16 protein-coding genes are annotated in these 15,872 nt (G+C 70.0%); 10 read left to right on the top strand and 6 right to left on the bottom strand.

Annotated elements, in window-relative coordinates; translation table 11 throughout:
* Nucleotides 1-43: 43 nt before the first annotated feature.
* Nucleotides 44-1,123, bottom strand: coding sequence for an oxygenase MpaB family protein (locus IWX63_RS07625; protein ID WP_334685722.1), 1,080 nt, complete (start codon nucleotides 1,121-1,123; stop codon nucleotides 44-46).
* Here IWX63_RS07625 and IWX63_RS07620 point away from each other — a divergent pair.
* Nucleotides 1,122-1,625, top strand: coding sequence for a glutathione peroxidase (locus IWX63_RS07620; protein WP_199277570.1), 504 nt, complete (start codon nucleotides 1,122-1,124; stop codon nucleotides 1,623-1,625). The genes IWX63_RS07625 and IWX63_RS07620 overlap by 2 nt on opposite strands.
* Nucleotides 1,626-1,641: 16 nt before the next feature.
* Here the strand turns inward: IWX63_RS07620 and IWX63_RS07615 are convergent, their stop codons facing one another.
* Complete coding sequence (locus IWX63_RS07615) at nucleotides 1,642-2,571, bottom strand: hypothetical protein (protein WP_334685721.1); 930 nt, start codon at nucleotides 2,569-2,571, stop codon at nucleotides 1,642-1,644.
* Between the two features lie 134 nt (nucleotides 2,572-2,705).
* Here IWX63_RS07615 and IWX63_RS07610 point away from each other — a divergent pair, with 134 nt between their 5' ends.
* The 8 genes from IWX63_RS07610 (at nucleotide 2,706) to IWX63_RS07575 (ending at nucleotide 9,635) form a co-directional block, all read left to right on the top strand.
* Nucleotides 2,706-3,710: a LacI family DNA-binding transcriptional regulator gene (locus tag IWX63_RS07610; RefSeq protein ID WP_334685720.1), complete on the top strand. Its 1,005-nt coding sequence runs from the start codon at nucleotides 2,706-2,708 to the stop codon at nucleotides 3,708-3,710.
* Nucleotides 3,707-5,236: a sugar ABC transporter ATP-binding protein gene (locus tag IWX63_RS07605; protein ID WP_199277568.1), complete on the top strand. Its 1,530-nt coding sequence runs from the start codon at nucleotides 3,707-3,709 to the stop codon at nucleotides 5,234-5,236. Before IWX63_RS07610 ends, IWX63_RS07605 begins: the two co-directional genes overlap by 4 nt.
* Nucleotides 5,233-6,207: an ABC transporter permease gene (locus tag IWX63_RS07600; protein ID WP_199277567.1), complete on the top strand. Its 975-nt coding sequence runs from the start codon at nucleotides 5,233-5,235 to the stop codon at nucleotides 6,205-6,207. Before IWX63_RS07605 ends, IWX63_RS07600 begins: the two co-directional genes overlap by 4 nt.
* A gap of 69 nt (nucleotides 6,208-6,276) precedes the next feature.
* Entirely contained in the window at nucleotides 6,277-7,218 is a 942-nt protein-coding gene (locus IWX63_RS07595; RefSeq protein ID WP_199277566.1) for a substrate-binding domain-containing protein, read from the top strand.
* A complete protein-coding gene (locus IWX63_RS07590; RefSeq protein ID WP_199277565.1) occupies nucleotides 7,215-8,162 on the top strand; it encodes a ribokinase in 948 nt (315 codons plus the stop codon). The genes IWX63_RS07595 and IWX63_RS07590 overlap by 4 nt, the downstream gene beginning before the upstream one ends.
* The gene (gene rbsD, locus IWX63_RS07585) at nucleotides 8,159-8,542 is read left to right on the top strand and encodes a D-ribose pyranase (protein WP_199277564.1); all 384 of its coding nucleotides are present in this window, start codon (nucleotides 8,159-8,161) and stop codon (nucleotides 8,540-8,542) included. Before IWX63_RS07590 ends, rbsD begins: the two co-directional genes overlap by 4 nt.
* A 120-nt stretch (nucleotides 8,543-8,662) precedes the next feature.
* Nucleotides 8,663-8,962: a type II toxin-antitoxin system VapB family antitoxin gene (locus IWX63_RS07580; protein WP_199277563.1), complete on the top strand. Its 300-nt coding sequence runs from the start codon at nucleotides 8,663-8,665 to the stop codon at nucleotides 8,960-8,962.
* On the top strand, nucleotides 8,955-9,635 hold the full coding sequence (locus IWX63_RS07575; protein ID WP_199277562.1) for a LytR C-terminal domain-containing protein: 681 nt from the start codon (nucleotides 8,955-8,957) through the stop codon (nucleotides 9,633-9,635). The genes IWX63_RS07580 and IWX63_RS07575 overlap by 8 nt, the downstream gene beginning before the upstream one ends.
* A 65-nt stretch (nucleotides 9,636-9,700) precedes the next feature.
* Here IWX63_RS07575 and aceB read toward each other — a convergent pair whose 3' ends face one another.
* Both aceB and aceA read right to left on the bottom strand, forming a co-directional pair.
* Nucleotides 9,701-11,329: a malate synthase A gene (gene aceB / locus IWX63_RS07570; RefSeq protein WP_199277561.1), complete on the bottom strand. Its 1,629-nt coding sequence runs from the start codon at nucleotides 11,327-11,329 to the stop codon at nucleotides 9,701-9,703.
* 107 nt (nucleotides 11,330-11,436) lie between these two features.
* Entirely contained in the window at nucleotides 11,437-12,774 is a 1,338-nt protein-coding gene (gene aceA, locus IWX63_RS07565; RefSeq protein WP_199277560.1) for an isocitrate lyase, read from the bottom strand.
* A gap of 124 nt (nucleotides 12,775-12,898) precedes the next feature.
* On the opposite strand from aceA, the gene IWX63_RS07560 reads away from it, so the two are divergent.
* Nucleotides 12,899-14,383 carry a helix-turn-helix domain-containing protein gene (locus tag IWX63_RS07560; protein WP_199277559.1) on the top strand — a complete coding sequence of 495 codons (1,485 nt, stop codon included), beginning with the start codon at nucleotides 12,899-12,901 and terminating at the stop codon, nucleotides 14,381-14,383.
* Between the two features lie 33 nt (nucleotides 14,384-14,416).
* Here the strand turns inward: IWX63_RS07560 and IWX63_RS07555 are convergent, their stop codons facing one another.
* Both IWX63_RS07555 and thiD read right to left on the bottom strand, forming a co-directional pair.
* Nucleotides 14,417-14,992 (bottom strand): DUF6328 family protein, encoded by a 576-nt coding sequence (locus IWX63_RS07555; RefSeq protein WP_334685719.1) that lies wholly within the window; start codon nucleotides 14,990-14,992, stop codon nucleotides 14,417-14,419.
* Nucleotides 14,993-15,003: 11 nt separating this feature from the next.
* A complete protein-coding gene (gene thiD / locus IWX63_RS07550; protein ID WP_199277558.1) occupies nucleotides 15,004-15,831 on the bottom strand; it encodes a bifunctional hydroxymethylpyrimidine kinase/phosphomethylpyrimidine kinase in 828 nt (275 codons plus the stop codon).
* Nucleotides 15,832-15,872 lie beyond the last annotated feature (41 nt).

Genomic DNA, 15,872 nt, shown 5'->3' with positions numbered 1-15,872 from the left:
GCTCGATCAGCAGGACCCCGGCTCCGGCCGGGGTCCTGCTGCGTTAAGCCGTCGACGGGTCCGCGGCGCCGGTCACGCGGCGGATACGGGTCTTCGCGGCGGTCTCCGCGGGACCCTCGGGCCCCAGCCCGAGACGGATCATCCCGAGGACCAGCCGCACCGCCGTCCGGATCGGCAGCGGAACCGGTCCGAGGGACGGCACCTCCAGGCCCAGCATCTCGCGGTGGCGCGGCTCGAGCGTGGCCACAGCCCCGGCGAACAGGACCTGGTACCCGAGGCGCTGGGACCGGGGCAGGGGCGGACGGCGGATGTAGGCCAGCGCCTCCTGCACCTGCTCGCTGTTCCGGAGCTCGCCGTCGAACGCGGCGAGCTGAGCGCGGAGCTCGCCGGCGGACCGCGGCGGGTCCTCGAGGCCCATCAGTTCCCCGGCCTGCGCCCATTCCGCCACGTACTGGTCCACGCCGCCCGGGATGGGGCCGCCGTACGCGGAGTGCGCGGCGACGAAGGCATCGGTGAACGCGAGGTGCACCCACCGGATCAGGTCCGGGTCCGCGGCGGAATAGGGCCGGTCGGCGCCCCGACTGTCGGTGTACGTCCCCTTGACCCGGGTGTGGAGGCGCTGGACGAACGCGGACCCCTCCTGGGCTGCGACCTTCGAGCCGTACGTCACGGTGAAGATCCAGCGGATGGTGTTGGCAAGGCGGCCGAGCGGCTCCTCCCGGAAGCTCGAGTGGGCGTGCACACCGGCCATCGCGCCCGGGTGCAGCGTCTGCAGGAGGAGCGCCCGGATGCCCGCGACGGTCGGCGTCATGGAGCTGTGCACCGTCCATACGGCCGAGTCCACGGGGAAGTACCCCACGTCGTCGCCCTTCTCGAACTCGAACTGCCACTGCGGGATGGTCGGATCACCGTCCGTGAAGGTTGTTCGGAGCTGCGTCTTCCACGTGCCGATGATGCCCATCCGGTGACCTGTCCTGTCGGTGTCCTGCGCGCGGCCTGCGGGCCGCCGTTCCTTCCAACGTACCCCCGGGCGGATTTGCTCCTGATCCGTCCGGGGGATGAGCCATCCGCGGCGTGCGACGATACGAAGAACGAGCACCACCGACCACCAGGGAGCAACCATGTCCTCGTCCGGCCTGTACGGGATCGACCTCACCATGAACGACGGCAGCGCGAAGTCCTTCGGGGATTTCCGCGGCCACCCCGTCCTGGTGGTCAACGTCGCGTCGAAGTGCGGCTTCACCCCGCAGTACGCGGGCCTCGAGGCGCTGTACGGCCGGTATGCCGCGGACGGCCTCGTGGTGCTCGGCATGCCGTGCAACCAGTTCATGGGGCAGGAACCCGGGAACGACGGCGACATCGCCGAGTTCTGCTCGACGACGTTCGGCGTCACCTTCCCGCTCCTCGCCAAGGGCGACGTCCGCGGCAAGGACCAGCACCCGCTCTACGGGCAGCTGACGAAGTTCAAGAACGGGCTCCTGCCCGGGCTCGTGAAGTGGAACTTCGAGAAGTTCCTGGTCGGCCGCGACGGCGAGGTCGTCGCGCGGTTCGCCCCGACGGTCGAGCCCGATGCGCCCGAAGTGATCGCCGCGATCGAGGACGCCCTGGCGCGAACCGCCGCCTGACCCAGGTTCCCCGGGGTCAGGCGACCTGGCCCAGGGAGGCCACGCAGCGTGCGAGGAAGGCGGCGCCCGCCTCCTCGTGGATGAGCGACCCTTCCGTCAGGACCTCGTAGGGCTTCGCGGGCACGCCGTCGGCCGGCCGCACGTCCACGTGGGCGAGGTCGTATCCCTGCTCGTGCAGGTAGTCGGCCATGGCGTAGTCGGTGCGTGAATCGCCCACCGTCCGCCATGTGCGGGGGATGTCCATGAGCGGCGCCACCAGGGTGAGGGCGCGCTCGGCGCCGAGGTCCTTGCCCATCCGGACGGATTCGATGTCGGTCGAGATGATGGTCGGGTCCACCCGGTAGTCGATGCTGCCGTTGCTGTCCGGTTCTTCACGCTCCAGCCGGCGGGCCCCCATGTCGTGGCTGTGCATGATGTCGAGCACGTCGCTGTCGAAGGAGCGCTGGCCCTCGAGGTAGTCGGCGTTCGCCGCGTCGAGGACCTGCTCCACCGACACCATGGCGAGCTTCGTCTCGTCGAAGAACATGAGGTGGGAGTATTTCTCCTCCACGAGGTCCCGCACGTCGTCGGCGAAGCTGGAGGGCAGCGCGAGCCCGCGGTCGAGGAAGACCTCCCCGGCGCCGTCGGCCGTGAACGAGAACCAGGTGGCGCCCTTCTCGCAGACGGCGTGGAAGGTCACACCGGCGGGCAGGCCCGCGGCGAGCATCGGCTCCATCACCTGCTCACGGATGAACGCGTCCGAGCGGCCCGTGTTGAACACCACGGGCCAGCCCGCCGCAGCGAGCGTGAGCAGGTCCGCGATGATCCCGGCGGGGACCGTCCGCGTGACGGGGCTGGCCACCGGGCCGTCGACGTCGAGCAGGAGTCCCTGGGCGGGCTGTCCCCGGCCCGGGGAGGGCAGGGCGGGGGCGGCGGGCAGCAGATCGAGGGGGGCGTCCGTAGGCATGGCTCCATTATGTTCCCGGACGGCCCGCACTCCCCGGATGCGACCGGTTGACCGGACGGGTGATCTCCGCCATACTTCTGGAATCGATTCCATGGAATCGATTCCACAAAGACGTAGGGAGCAGCGTGCGGTCAGTGACGATCAAGGACGTCGCCATGAAGGCAGGGGTGTCCACCGCGACGGCATCCCGCGTCCTCTCCGGTCACCCGAGCACCTCGCCCGCCGCGCGCACCGCCGTCGAACAGGCCGTTGCGGAGTTGGGCTTCCGCCCCAACGCGCAGGCGCGGTCGCTCCGCAAGACCACCACCCAGACCATCGGGCTGCTCCTGCCCGATATCCGGAACCCCTTCTTCGCGGACCTCGCCCATGCCGTCGAGCAGCGGGCCCGGGATTTCGGCTACCTCACGCTGTTCGGGAATGCCAACGAGAGCATGGAACAGCAGGAGCGCTACTTCGACGTCATGCTGTCGCAGCGCGTCGACGGCCTGATCGCCGCGCCGCAGGGGGACCGGGCAGGCCTCGCGGGCCTCCTCGGGAGCGGGCTGCCCACGGTCTTCGTGGACCGCGTCATCGAGGGCGCGGGTGTGCCGAGCATCAGCCCGGACAACCGCACCGGTATCCGTGAGGCGGTCGCCCACCTGACCGGCCTCGGCCACCGCCGCATCGGGTACATCGCGGGTCCCCAGTCCACCTCGACCGGGCGGGAACGCCTGCAGGCGTACCAGGAGGCCATTGCCGGGTCTCCCGCCGACGCCGCCCCGGAGCTCGTCTACATCGGTGACTTCCAGGCAGCCAGCGGCGCGGCGGGCGCGCATGCCCTCCTCGATCTTCCCGATGCGCCGACCGCCCTCCTTGCCGCCGACAGCCTGATGTCCATCGGTGCGATCGGTGTCTGCAACGCGCGCGGGATCTCCATCGGCTCCGACGTCGCCTTCGTGGGCTACGACGACATCGAGGCCTTCACCCTCCTGAATCCGGCACTGACCGTGATCGCGCACGACGTCGACGCGATGGGGCGCGGTGCCGTGGAGATGCTCGTCGACGTCATCGCCGGGGCGTCGGCGCAGTCGCGGGTCCTGCCCAGCAGGCTGATCATCCGCGGCTCCACCCCCGAACTCCTGGAAGGAGCCAGCGCATGAGCCTGCCCATCCTCTCGCTCGAGGGCGTGACCAAGTCCTTCGGCCCGGTCACCGTGATCGACGGCGTGTCCGTGGACGTGTATCCCGGGAAGGTCCAGGTCCTCCTGGGTGAGAACGGCGCAGGCAAGTCGACGCTCATCAAGATGATGGCCGGCGTCTACCAGCCGGACGGCGGCCGCATCCTCGTCGACGGCAAGGAGGTCGTCCTGCCGGACACGAAGGCCTCCGAGGCCCTGGGCATCGCGACCATCCATCAGGAACTCAATCTCGTGGGGTCCATGAGCATCGCCGAGAACATCTCCCTGGGCCGGATGCCCGGGCGTTTCGGCTTCGTCGACCGTCGGAGGATGAAGGAGGATGCCCGCGCCGCGCTCGCCCTGATCGGCCTCGATCTGGACGTCGACCAGCACGTGGGGACGCTGGGCATCGCCCGCCAACAGCTCGTGGAGATCGCGAAGGCGCTCAGCCTGGATGCCCGGATGCTGATCCTCGACGAGCCCACGGCCGCCCTCACCAAGCGTGAGATCGCTGCGCTCTTCGGGGTCGTGGAGGACCTCCGGGCCCGCGGCGTCGGCATGGTCTTCATCTCCCACCACCTCGACGAGATCGCCGCGATCGGCGATTCCGTCTCCGTCCTGAGGGATGGCAGGTTCATCGCCGAGGTCCCTGCGACCACTGACGAGGACGAACTCGTCCGGCTCATGGTGGGCCGGGACATCGCCCAGCAGTTCCCGCGACGCCGTGACTACGCGGGCGAGCCGGAGACGCTGCTGTCCGTCAGGAACCTCTCCACCAAGGGCATGGTCAACGATGTCTCCTTCGACGTCCACGCCGGCGAGGTCGTCGCCCTCGCCGGGCTCGTGGGGGCAGGCCGCACGGAGGTGGTGCGCGCCGTCGCCGGCGTCGACCCGTATCTCGGCGGCTCCGTCTCGGTCCGCGGCAAGGAACTGCCCCGGCTCGACGTCGGTGCGGCCATCCGGGCCGGCGTGGGCCACGTCCCCGAGGACCGCAAGGTGCAGGGGCTCGTCCTCGGCGCCAGCGTCAACGACAACATCGGCTACGCGACGCTCGCCTCGACCTCGAAGGCCGGTGTCGTGGACTTCGCGGGCCAGCGCTCGCGCGCCCAGGGCGTCGCCGACACGCTTCGTATCCGGATGCGCGACCTCGACCAGCGGGTGGGATCCCTGTCCGGCGGCAATCAGCAGAAGGCGGTCTTCGCGCGGTGGATCCTCGCGGAGTCCTCGGTGCTGCTGCTGGACGAACCGACACGCGGCGTCGACGTCGGCGCGAAGGTCGAGATCTACGAACTCATCAACGCCATCACCGCGGCCGGAGGCGCCGTCGTGATGGTGTCGAGCGAACTCCCCGAAGTACTCGGGATGGCCGATCGCATCCTCGTGATGAGCGGCGGCCACATCTCCGGCGAACTCGACGCCACCACCGCAACCCAGGACGCCGTCATGTCCCTCGCCGTCCGCGACGTGCAGAGGGACCGCGAGGACCAGCAGATGAAGGACGAGGCATGAACACCGTAGCTGTACGCAAGCCCGCCACCGGCGGCACGAGAATCACGACGTTCCTCGCGGACAACGGGGCGCTGGTAGGGCTCTTCGTCCTCGGGCTCGCGCTCTTCATCGCCACACCGGACTTCCTCACGGGACCCAACCTGCTGAACATCGGCATCCAGGCCTCGGTCATCGCCGTCCTCGCCTTCGGCCTGACCTTCGTGATCGTTGCAGGCGGGATCGATCTCTCCGTCGGTTCGGTCGCCGCCCTCAGTGCCATGGGCTCCGCCTACATGTTCAGTACGGCAGACCTCCCCGGGTGGCTCGCGTTGATCGGTGGACTCCTGTTCGGGACCCTCGCGGGTGCCGTCAGCGGTTTCGCGGTCGCCTTCGGACGGCTGCCGTCCTTCATCGCCACCCTCGCGATGCTGAGTGTCGCCCGCGGCCTCACCCTGGTGCTCTCGGACGGCAGGCCCATCGCCACGGCGCCCGCCGTGTCCTTCCTCGGCGGCAACATCGGTCCCCTGCCCATGCCGATCGTCGTCCTGGTCATCGCAGGTGCGGTCGCCGCACTGATCCTCAACTACACCGTCATGGGCCGCTACATGTACGCGGTGGGCGGCAACACCGAAGCGGCACGTCTGTCGGGCATCCCCGTGCGGCGAGTCCTCGTGACGGTGTTCGCGCTGTCGGGCCTCTTCGCGGCACTCGCAGGGTTGCTGCTCTCCGGTCGGCTCGACTCCGCCCAGCCGCAGGCCGCCGCCGGCTACGAACTGGACGCCATCGCCGCCGTCGTCATCGGTGGTGCCTCCCTGGCCGGTGGCGTGGGACGGATCAGCGGTACGCTCATCGGCGCCCTCGTCCTCGTGGTGATCCGCAACGGCCTGAACCTGCTCAACGTGTCCTCCTTCTGGCAGCAGGTGGTGATCGGCGTGGTGATCGCGCTCGCCGTCGGGATCGACTCCCTGCGCCGGAAGTCCGGCAGCCACTAGGCCACCCGACCCATCCATCCCTCACTCCTCCGACCCGATCCACATCCACCCGAAAAGAAGGAATCAACGATGAAGTTCTCCTCAACGACCCGCGCCGCGGCCGTCACCATGTCCCTCGCGCTGCTGCTCGGCACCACCGCCTGCAACCGCGGCGGCGAAGCGGCCGCCGAGTCGCAGAGCGTCACACTCGCCGTGTCCACCCTCAACAACCCCTTCTTCGTGGAACTGCGCGACGGCGCCCAGGAAGCGGCGGACGCCGCCGGCGTCGAGCTCGAAGTCGTCGACGCACAGAATGATTCCGCGACGCAGACCAACCAGCTCGCGACGGCAGCCACCAGCGGCACCGACGGCGTGATCATCAACCCCGTGGATTCGGATGCGGCAGCTGCCTCGGTGGCTCCGCTGGTCTCGGCCGGGACTCCGATCGTCGCCGTCGATCGTGCAGTCAACGGAGCCGAGGTCCAGTCCCTCGTCTCGAGCGACAACGTGGCCGGAGGCAAGCAGGCCGCCGACGAGCTCGCCGCGGCCATGGGTGGCAAGGGCTCCGTGATCGTGCTGCAGGGCGTCGCCGGGACCTCGGCCAGCCGGGATCGTGGAGCGGGCTTCGCCGAGGGCATGAAGGCGTACCCGGACATCGAGATCGTGGCCCAGCAGACGGCGAATTTCGACCGCGCCGAGGCCCTGAACGTCGCAACGAACCTGCTGCAGGCCAATCCGGGCGTGACCGGCGTCTTCGCCGAGAACGACGAGATGGCCCTCGGCGCCATTCAGGCCCTCGGCGCGAAGGCGGGCGCTGATGTGTTGGTCGTCGGGTTCGACGGCACGGCCGACGGCCTGGCAGCCATCGAGGCGGGCACCCTGACGGCGACCATCGCCCAGCAGCCGGCAGAGCTCGGCAAGCGTTCGGTCGAGGTGCTCGTCCAGCTGCTCGACGACGCCACGGTCGAGGAAGCCATCCCGGTCCCGGTGACCACGGTCAACACCGAGAACGTCGCGGACTTCGCGGGATGATCCCTGTGTCGCCGGGCGTCGTCGTCGTCGGGTCCATCAACGCGGATCTCGTGGTCACCCTCGAGCGGCACCCGCAACCGGGCGAGACCGTGCTGGGCCGATCGATGACGGTGCTGCCCGGCGGCAAGGGCGCCAACCAGGCTGTCGCCGCAGCGCGGCTCGGGGCGTCCGTGGCGATGATCGGAGCCGTGGGGAGCGATGCGTACGCGGTCACCGCCCTCTCGGCGCTCACGGACGCCGGGGTGGACCTCCGCGCTGTCGAGCGGACCGACGGCGGCACGGGGGTCGCGGTGGTCCAGGTGTCCGAGGACGGCGAGAACAGCATCGTGGTGCTGCCTGGGGCGAACGCTTCGATGACGTCGGACCTCGTCGCGCCCTGGACCGACACCATCGCCGGCGCCGCGGTGGTCGTGGTGCAGGGCGAGCTTCCCGCCGCCGCCACCCAGGCCGCGGTCCTCGCGGCATCAGGTCGCGTGATCATCAACCTCGCTCCGGTCATCGCCATCGATCGTCAGGTCCTGCTGCGCGCAGACCCGCTGGTCGTCAACGAGCACGAGGGTGCCCTCGTCCTCGCGCAGCTCGGCAAGCCCGGACCCAGGGGGCACAGTGCCGTCGTCGATGCACTCCTGGCCTGCGGCTTCGCGTCCGTGGTGATGACCCTCGGCGGCGCCGGCGCCCTCGTCTCCGACGGCGGCGCCGTCCTCGCCGTGCCCGCGCCGCGCGTCGCAGCGGTGGACACGACCGGAGCCGGCGACGCCTTCGTCGGAGCGCTCGCCGCCCGGCTCCACGCCGGGGACCCGCTCCCCGAGGCCGTCCGGTTCGCCGTCCGGGTGGGCTCCTATGCCGTCCAGTACCCCGGTGCGCAGCCTTCCTACCCGGCGGTCGGGGACGTGCTCCCTGCGCTGCCCGTCGGTCGGGACGACCAGCAGGAGACGAGTCCATGAAGAAGTCAGGAATCATCAACGCCCCGCTCAGCGGAGCGCTGGCCACCCTCGGCCATGGACACCTCGTCGTGATCGCCGACTGCGGCCTCCCTGTCCCCGCTTCGGCGACCGTCGTGGACCTGTCCCTCGTGCGGGGGGTCCCCTCGTTCAGGGAGGTCCTGGACGCGGTGCTGGACGAGATCGTCGTCGAAGGTGCCCTGTGCGCCCTGGAGGCCGAGGGGACCGACGTCGAGCAATGGCTCGAGGACCGGGGCCTGGCGCCCCGTCGCATCAGGCACGACGACCTGAAGGGTCTCCTGCCCACGGCACGGCTCATCATCCGGACCGGAGAGGCGACACCGTACGCCAACGTGATCCTGCAGTGCGGCGTCGATTTCTGACGTCCCCGTGGGTGGTCCCGCGCCGTCGGAGGGCCCCGCGGCGTAACCATTGGGCCACGAGATGATCGCCTCCCGAAGACCCGCGTTCCATTGGCCGAAGCAATTACCTACCCTAGAGAGGTGATCTTCAAAGCAGTGAGTGACGGCCGGCCGTACCCCGACCACGGATGCGTGACCCCCAGGGACTGGGCGGAGGTGCCTCCCCGGCAGGTGCGGCTCGATGAACTCGTGACCACCAAGACCACGCTCGACCTCGGGGCGCTGCTCGCCGAGGATTCGACGTTCTTCGGCGACCTCTTCCCCCACGTGGTGCAGTGGAACGAGACGATGTACCTCGAGGACGGCCTGCACCGCGCCGTCCGGACGGCGCTTCACCAGCGGACCATCCTGCACGCGAGAGTCCTCGTGCTCGATGAGTGAGCAGGGCTCGCCGCGGCACCAGCGGGCGCAGGCCAAACGCGACCCGACCGAGTGGCACGGTCAGCGGATCGTCACCGAGACGGATCTCGGCGCCGTGTTCACGGAGGACGACGCCGACCGTCGCCACCGGATGTCGATGCGCAGGATCCGCCACGGTGTGGTCCTCGTGCTCCTCGTCGGGCTCGTGGCCGCAGCCGTGTACGTCGCCATCGGCATCGCACGCGGTGACATCAGCACCGGGGTGCCCGAGGCGGTTCCCGAACCGACGTCGACGTGCCCTGCCGGTCCGTTCGACTACCAGGACCCGAGCGCCATCACCGTCAACGTCTACAACAGCACCAGCATCGACGGGCTTGCCGGCATCGCCGCCGGGCAGCTCCGCGGCCGGGCCTTCGCGGTGCGCGAGATCGGCAACAGGCCCGTCGGCCCGACCGGCATGACGGCGATCATCGTCTCGGGCGAGGACGGACGCGCCAACGCCTTCACGCTGCAGCGCACCATCCCCGACTCGATCTACGTGGCGGACGAACGCGAGGACCGGACGGTCGACGTCATCCTCGGTTCCGCCTACGCGGGCGTCATCCCGCCCGAGCGGGTCGACGTCACCCCCGCCGGGCTGGCCTGCGCCCCGGAGGAAGGCCCGACGGCCACGCCCGCTCCCACGGCCCCGTAGGTCCGTCCACGGAGGGAGGGACGACGCCATCGGGCGCCGTCCCTCCCTTTCTCCCTGCACCAGGATCACGCCAGAGCGAGGACCCTCTCGTCCCGCAGGTACTTCGAGTACGCGGTGACGGTCAGGAAGGCCGGGAACTGCGAGCCGAGGGCCACCTCCTCGAAGACCTCACGGGCCTCGTCGAAACGGTCGCCGTCGAACCGCGCCAGGGCCGCGAACTCCTCGTCGAGCAGATCCGTCACCCGCTCCCGGGTGATCACCTCGCCGTCGTCCGTGAGCGCGCTCGTGTGGATCCACTGCCAGATCTGCGAGCGCGAGATCTCGGCCGTCGCGGCGTCCTCCATCAGGTTGTTGATCGCGGCGGCGCCGTTGCCCCGCAGCCAGGACTCGATGTACCGCACCCCGACCTCGAGGTTCTCGCGGACACCCCGCTCCGTGATGGCGCCCGGTGTCGCGGCGATGTCCAGCAGGGCGGCGTCGTCGGGACGGACGTCGTCGCGCAGGCGGTGGAGCTGGTTCGGCCGATCGCCGAGGTCCGCGTCGAAGACCTCCATGGCCACGGGCACGAGGTCCGGGTGGGCCACCCACGACCCGTCGAAGCCGTCGTTGGCCTCGCGGGTCTTGTCCGCCCGCACCTTCTCCAGGGCGAGGGCGTTGGCCTGCTCGTCGCGCCGGTTCGGGATGAACGCGGCCATGCCGCCGATCGCATGGGCGCCGCGACGGTGGCAGGCGCGGACGAGCTGCTCGGTGTAGGCGCGCATGAACGGTGCCGTCATGGTGACGGCGTTGCGGTCCGGCAGCACGAAGCGCGGGCCACGGGTGCGGAAGTTCTTGATGACGGAGAAGATGTAGTCCCACCGGCCGGCGTTCAGTCCCGCCGCGTGGTCCCGCAGTTCATACAGGATCTCCTCCATCTCGAACGCCGCCGTGATGGTCTCGATCAGCACGGTGGCGCGGATGGTGCCCTGCGGGATGCCGAGCAGGTGCTGTGCCTGGACGAAGATGTCATTCCACAGCCGCGCCTCGAGGTGGTTCTCGATCTTCGGGAGGTAGAAGTAGGGGCCGCGTCCCTGTGTGATCAGCGTGCGGGCGTTGTGGAAGAAGTAGAGGGCGAAGTCGAACAGCCCGCCCGCGACGGCCACGTCCTGGATGAGGACGTGCTTCTCGGGCAGGTGCCAGCCCCGGGGCCGGACGACGACCGTGGGCAGCGTGTCCGCCGGGCCGTCCACCCGGTACTCCCTGCCCTCGGGCGAGGTGAACCCGATCCGTCCTGCGAGGGCGTCCCGGAGGTTCAGCTGGCCGTTGATCACGTTGGACCACGACGGCGTCGAGGAGTCCTCCATGTCGGCGAGCCAGACCTTCGCGCCGGAGTTGAGGGCGTTGATGGTCATCTTGCGGTCCACGGGGCCGGTGATCTCCACGCGGCGGTCCTCGAGTCCCGGCGCCGTCGGGGCCACCCGCCAGGACGCGTCCTCGCGGATGTGCCGGGTCTCGGGCAGGAAGTGCGGGTCGGCGCCGGCCGCGACGGCCTTGCGCTGGCGGCACCGGTGGTCGAGGAGTTCCTCGCGGCGCTTGTGGGTCGCCCGGTGCAGTGCCTTGACGAAGTCGAGTGCCTCGCGGGTCAGGATCTCGCCCTGACGCTGGACGGGCGGCGCGGTGAGGGTGATGCCGTTCAGGGTGTAGGGGTCGTTCATGGTGTGCTCCTGGGGAGTTCGGTGCCGATGCGGGGTGCGCCGAGAGGACAGAGAAGACGGCCCGGACGGGTGTCGTGGTCTTTTCTGCCCTCTCGGCGGGGAGGGGATCAGTGGAACTGCTGCGTCTCCGTGGACCCGGCGAGGGCGAGCGTGCTGCCGCCGGGGTTGAGGGCGGTGGCCACCTGGTCGAAGTAGCCGGTGCCGACCTCGCGCTGGTGCCGGGTGGCGGTGTAGCCGCGGGACTCGGCGGCGAACTCGCGCTCCTGGAGGTCCACGTACGCGGTCATGCCGTTGCGTGCGTAGCCGTGGGCGAGGTCGAACATCGAGTAGTTGAGGGCGTGGAAGCCGGCCAGGGTGATGAATTGGAACGTGAACCCCATGGCGCCGAGCTCGCGCTGGAACGTGGCGATCGTGGCGTCGTCGAGGTGCTTGCGCCAGTTGAACGAGGGCGAGCAGTTGTAGGCGAGCATCTGGTCCGGGAACTCCGCCTTGATCCCCTCGGCGAACCGCCGCGCCAGGTCGAGGTCCGGGGTGCCGGTCTCCATCCAGAGCAGGTCCGCGTACGGAGCGTAGGCCCTGCCGCGGGCGATGCACGCCTCGAGGCCGTTGCGTACGTGGTAGAAACCCTCGGGGGTGCGCTCGCCGGTGACGAACGGCTGGTCCCGCTCGTCCACGTCGGAGGTGATGAGCGTGGCGGCCTCGGCGTCGGTCCGGGCGACGATGACCGACGGCGTCCCCGCGACGTCGGCCGCGAGCCGCGCCGCGTTCAGGGTGCGCACGTGCTGCTGGGTGGGGATCAGGACCTTGCCGCCGAGGTGCCCGCACTTCTTCTCCGATGCGAGCTGGTCCTCCCAGTGGATGCCGGCGGCCCCGGCCTGGATCATCGACTTCATGAGCTCGTAGGCGTTGAGCGGGCCGCCGAAGCCGGCCTCGGCGTCGGCCACGATCGGCACGAGCCAGTCCTCGACGGTCGAGGTGCCTTCGGCCCATTCGATCTGGTCGGCGCGGAGCAGTGCGTTGTTGATACGCCGCACGACGGTGGGCACGGAGTTCGCCGGGTACAGCGACTGGTCGGGATAGGTGTGCCCGGAGTTGTTGGCGTCCGCGGCCACCTGCCAGCCGGAGAGGTAGATGGCGCGCAGCCCGGCCTTGACCTGCTGCACGGCCTGGTTGCCGGTGAGGGCGCCGAGGGCGTTGGTGTACCCGCCGGTGCCGGCCTCGGCGGTGAGCTGGCGCCACAGCTTCTCGGCGCCGCGCCGCGCGAGCGTGTGTTCCTCCTGGACGCTGCCGCGGAGGCGGACGACGTCGGCCGACGAGTAGTCGCGCCGCACGCCTTCCCAGCGCGGATCGGCCGACCAGTCGAGGTCCAGTGCGCGGGCGGCGTCCGCTGCCGCGCCCTGCAGGCCGGCGGAGGTGGGATTCGAGGGTGCGGATTCCTGCGTCATTGCTGTCTCCTTGGTCGGTGGCCGGCTGCCCCGGCGGGTGTGGAACCAACAATTCGCCACTTCTGCCGACGTTCCTACCCTCCGACCCTGGCAAGAAACGCACTTCTTCGCTTATCGTCAAGAAATGACGACTCCCGCCTGGGCACAGCCCACCTCTGCCACCCCGCCGAGCGTCGAGGGCGAGGCCCCGGACCTCATCAGCCTGGGGCGGCGCGTGCGGCACCTCCGCAAGGCCAAGGGCCTCACCCTTGATGACCTGGGCGCCGCCGTCGGCACCGTCGCCTCGCAGCTGTCCCTCGTCGAGAACGGCAAGCGGGAGCCCAAGCTCGGCATGCTCCAGCGCCTCGCGGTGGCACTCGGGGTGACGATCGACGAACTGCTCGGCGCGGAGCCGCCGTCGCGCCGGGCCGCCCTGGAGATCGCGCTGGAGCGCGCGCAGCGAGGCCCCCTCTACGAGTCGCTGGGGCTGCCGAAGGTCCGTATCTCGTCGAGGCTGCCGCTGGAGGTGCTGGAGTCGCTCGTGGGCCTGCAGGGCGAGCTCGAGCGGCGGTTGAACGAGCAGGTGGCCACGCCGGAGGAGGCGCGGCGGGCCAACGCCGAACTGCGCGCCGTGATGCGGGAGCGGAACAACTACTTCCAGGAGATCGAGGTCCAGGCGCAGACCGTGCTCGACGCCGTCGGCTACGGTGCGGGCCCCGTGTCCCAGCACCTGATCGCGGACATCGCCGCACACCTCGGCTTCTCCCTGCACCACGTGGGCGACCTCCCGCACTCCACCCGGTCCGTCACGGACCTCAAGAACCGCCGCATCTACCTCACGCAGTCGCAGCGGACCGATCACGACCCCCGCTCGGTGCTGCTGCAGGCGCTCGGGCACTACGTCCTGGAGCACAGGACACCCGAGAACTACGGCGAGTTCCTGCGCCAGCGGGTCGCCACCAACTATTTCGCGGCGGCGCTCCTGCTGCCCGAGCGGCCCACCGTCGAGTTCCTGAAGCGGGCGAAGGCGGCGAAGGAGATCTCCGTGGAGGACATCCGCGACAACTTCGCGGTGTCCTACGAGACGGCCGCGCACCGGTTCACGAACCTCGCCACCGAGCACCTCGACATCCCCACCCACTTCCAGAAGACGCACAAGAGCGGCATCATCTACAAGGCCTACGAGAACGACGGCGTGACCTTCCCGCAGGACCACACGGGCGCCATCGAGGGCCAGCCCTCCTGCCGCCGCTGGACCTCGCGCGCGGTGTTCGACGTCCAGGACAAGTTCCGCGCCTACAACCAGTACACGGACACCCCGAGCGGCACCTACTGGTGCACGGCGCGGACCGAGCGCGCCGCCAGCGGGGAGTTCTCGCTCAGCATCGGGGTGCCCTACTCGCACGTGAAATGGTTCCGCGGGCGGGACACGGACATCCGCGAGAAGTCCTTCTGCCCCGACGAGTCATGCTGCCGCCAGCCACCGGCGGATCTCGCACGGGAATGGGCCGGCCATGCCTGGCCGAGCGCGCGCGCCCACTCGCACCTGCTCGCGGCGATGCCGCCGGGGGCGTTCCCGGGTGTGGACGAGACCGAGGTGTACGCGTTCCTCGCCACGCACTCGGGCTGACGCAGTCCCTGCACCGGTGCACCCGGCTGCGGGTCAGGGGCGCCCTCCGAGCGCACGACGGCGGAGGGCCAGGGGGTAGGCGGCCCAGAGGACCGCCTCCACGACCAGGAGCGCTGCCGCCACGACGAGGCTGGCGGTCCGGTCCAGCACGAGGTCGAAGACCAGCCAGAGGGTCCCCGCGAGCACGAGCCCCACGAGCGCCGTGGCGAGGGGGATGATCGCCGCGGTGTGCCCGACGAGCGTCGCCTTCACATGGAGGCCGAACAGGGCCCGGTGCAGGTTGACCGTCGACAGCAACAGGGCCTGGATCAGGACGGACAAGCACAGCAGGCACAGGTAGACGGTCACCTGGACGTCGTCGAGCTCTTCGAAGCGGCGCTGGAAGGGCAGGATCAGCAGGAATCCGGCCAGGATCTGGATACCGGCCTGCATGACGCGCAGCTCCTGCAGCATGTCCTGCCAGTTGCGGTCGAGGCGCTGGTTCCCGGTCTCGCCGTGCCTGTCGTCGCGTGACGGGGGCCCTGCGTCGGGACCGGGCCCGCGGTCGGCGTCGTCCCGAGCCGGGGTGTCCCCTGCTCCGGTGCCCTCCTGCCCCGCCGCGGCGTCCATCGTGTGCCGGGCTACCGGATGGACCCCGCGCCGCCCTGCCAGACGGCGTCGAACGGGGCGTTGGAGCTGACGCGGTTGCGGATGCCCTCGGTCACGAAGGCCTTGGCGGTGCGGGCGGCGTCCAGCGGGGTCGAACCCTTCGCGAGTTCTGCGGCGATCGCCGCTGCGAGCGTGCAGCCGGCGCCGCTGACGGCGACCTCGCCCACCTTCGGGGAGGACAGGACCTCGAGCGTCTCGCCGTCGAAGTAGACGTCGACGGCGTCGGGGCCTTCGATGCGCACCCCGCCCTTGGCGAGGACCACGGCCCCGCTCCGGTGGTGGATGATGCGGGCAGCTTCCTCGAGGTCCTCGAGGGACTCGATGGTGATGCCGGAGAGGGACTCCGCCTCGAAGTGGTTGGGGGTGACGAAGGTGGCCAGCGGCAGGATGTTCGCCTTCAGGGCTTCATCGGTGTCGAGGGCGGCGCCGGGCTCCTGCCCCTTGCAGATCAGCACCGGATCCAGGACCACGTTGTCCCACTCCTGGCTCTTCAGGGCGGTGGCCACGGTGTCGATGGTCGCGGGAGTGCCGAGCATGCCCAGCTTGACGGTGCGGAGGGGGTAGCAGGACTGGATCGCCTCGAGCTGGTCGGCGATCACCTGCTGGTCCACCGGTACGAAGCGGTGCTGCCACTGGTTCTTCGGGTCGAAGGAGACGATGCAGGTCAGCGCGACGATGCCGTAGACGTCGAGTTCCTGGAACGTCTTGAGATCGGCCTGGGCTCCGGCGCCGCCCGTCGCCTCGGACCCGGCGATGGTGAGGGTGAGGGCGGGGGCTGCGGAGGTCTGGGTGTCGGACATCTCCCTAGTCTGCCCGACTCCGCTCCGCGGCGGCCACCCGA

The sequence above is a fragment of the Arthrobacter sp. CAN_A2 genome, assembly GCF_015752045.1.
Taxonomy (GTDB): Bacteria; Actinomycetota; Actinomycetes; order Actinomycetales; family Micrococcaceae; genus Arthrobacter_D.
This window is presented reverse-complemented; position numbering and strand designations above follow the sequence as displayed.

Coding starts and splice junctions, on each gene's coding strand:
- IWX63_RS07590 (WP_199277565.1), top strand. CDS start 7,215: ATGATCCCTGTGTCGCCGGGCGTCGTCGTCGTCGGGTCCATCAACGCG.
- IWX63_RS07615 (WP_334685721.1), bottom strand. CDS start 2,571: ATGCCTACGGACGCCCCCCTCGATCTGCTGCCCGCCGCCCCCGCCCTG.
- aceB (WP_199277561.1), bottom strand. CDS start 11,329: ATGAACGACCCCTACACCCTGAACGGCATCACCCTCACCGCGCCGCCC.
- IWX63_RS07560 (WP_199277559.1), top strand. CDS start 12,899: ATGACGACTCCCGCCTGGGCACAGCCCACCTCTGCCACCCCGCCGAGC.
- thiD (WP_199277558.1), bottom strand. CDS start 15,831: ATGTCCGACACCCAGACCTCCGCAGCCCCCGCCCTCACCCTCACCATC.
- IWX63_RS07600 (WP_199277567.1), top strand. CDS start 5,233: ATGAACACCGTAGCTGTACGCAAGCCCGCCACCGGCGGCACGAGAATC.
- IWX63_RS07575 (WP_199277562.1), top strand. CDS start 8,955: ATGAGTGAGCAGGGCTCGCCGCGGCACCAGCGGGCGCAGGCCAAACGC.
- IWX63_RS07625 (WP_334685722.1), bottom strand. CDS start 1,123: ATGGTTGCTCCCTGGTGGTCGGTGGTGCTCGTTCTTCGTATCGTCGCA.
- aceA (WP_199277560.1), bottom strand. CDS start 12,774: ATGACGCAGGAATCCGCACCCTCGAATCCCACCTCCGCCGGCCTGCAG.
- IWX63_RS07620 (WP_199277570.1), top strand. CDS start 1,122: ATGTCCTCGTCCGGCCTGTACGGGATCGACCTCACCATGAACGACGGC.
- IWX63_RS07555 (WP_334685719.1), bottom strand. CDS start 14,992: ATGGACGCCGCGGCGGGGCAGGAGGGCACCGGAGCAGGGGACACCCCG.
- IWX63_RS07605 (WP_199277568.1), top strand. CDS start 3,707: ATGAGCCTGCCCATCCTCTCGCTCGAGGGCGTGACCAAGTCCTTCGGC.
- rbsD (WP_199277564.1), top strand. CDS start 8,159: ATGAAGAAGTCAGGAATCATCAACGCCCCGCTCAGCGGAGCGCTGGCC.
- IWX63_RS07595 (WP_199277566.1), top strand. CDS start 6,277: ATGAAGTTCTCCTCAACGACCCGCGCCGCGGCCGTCACCATGTCCCTC.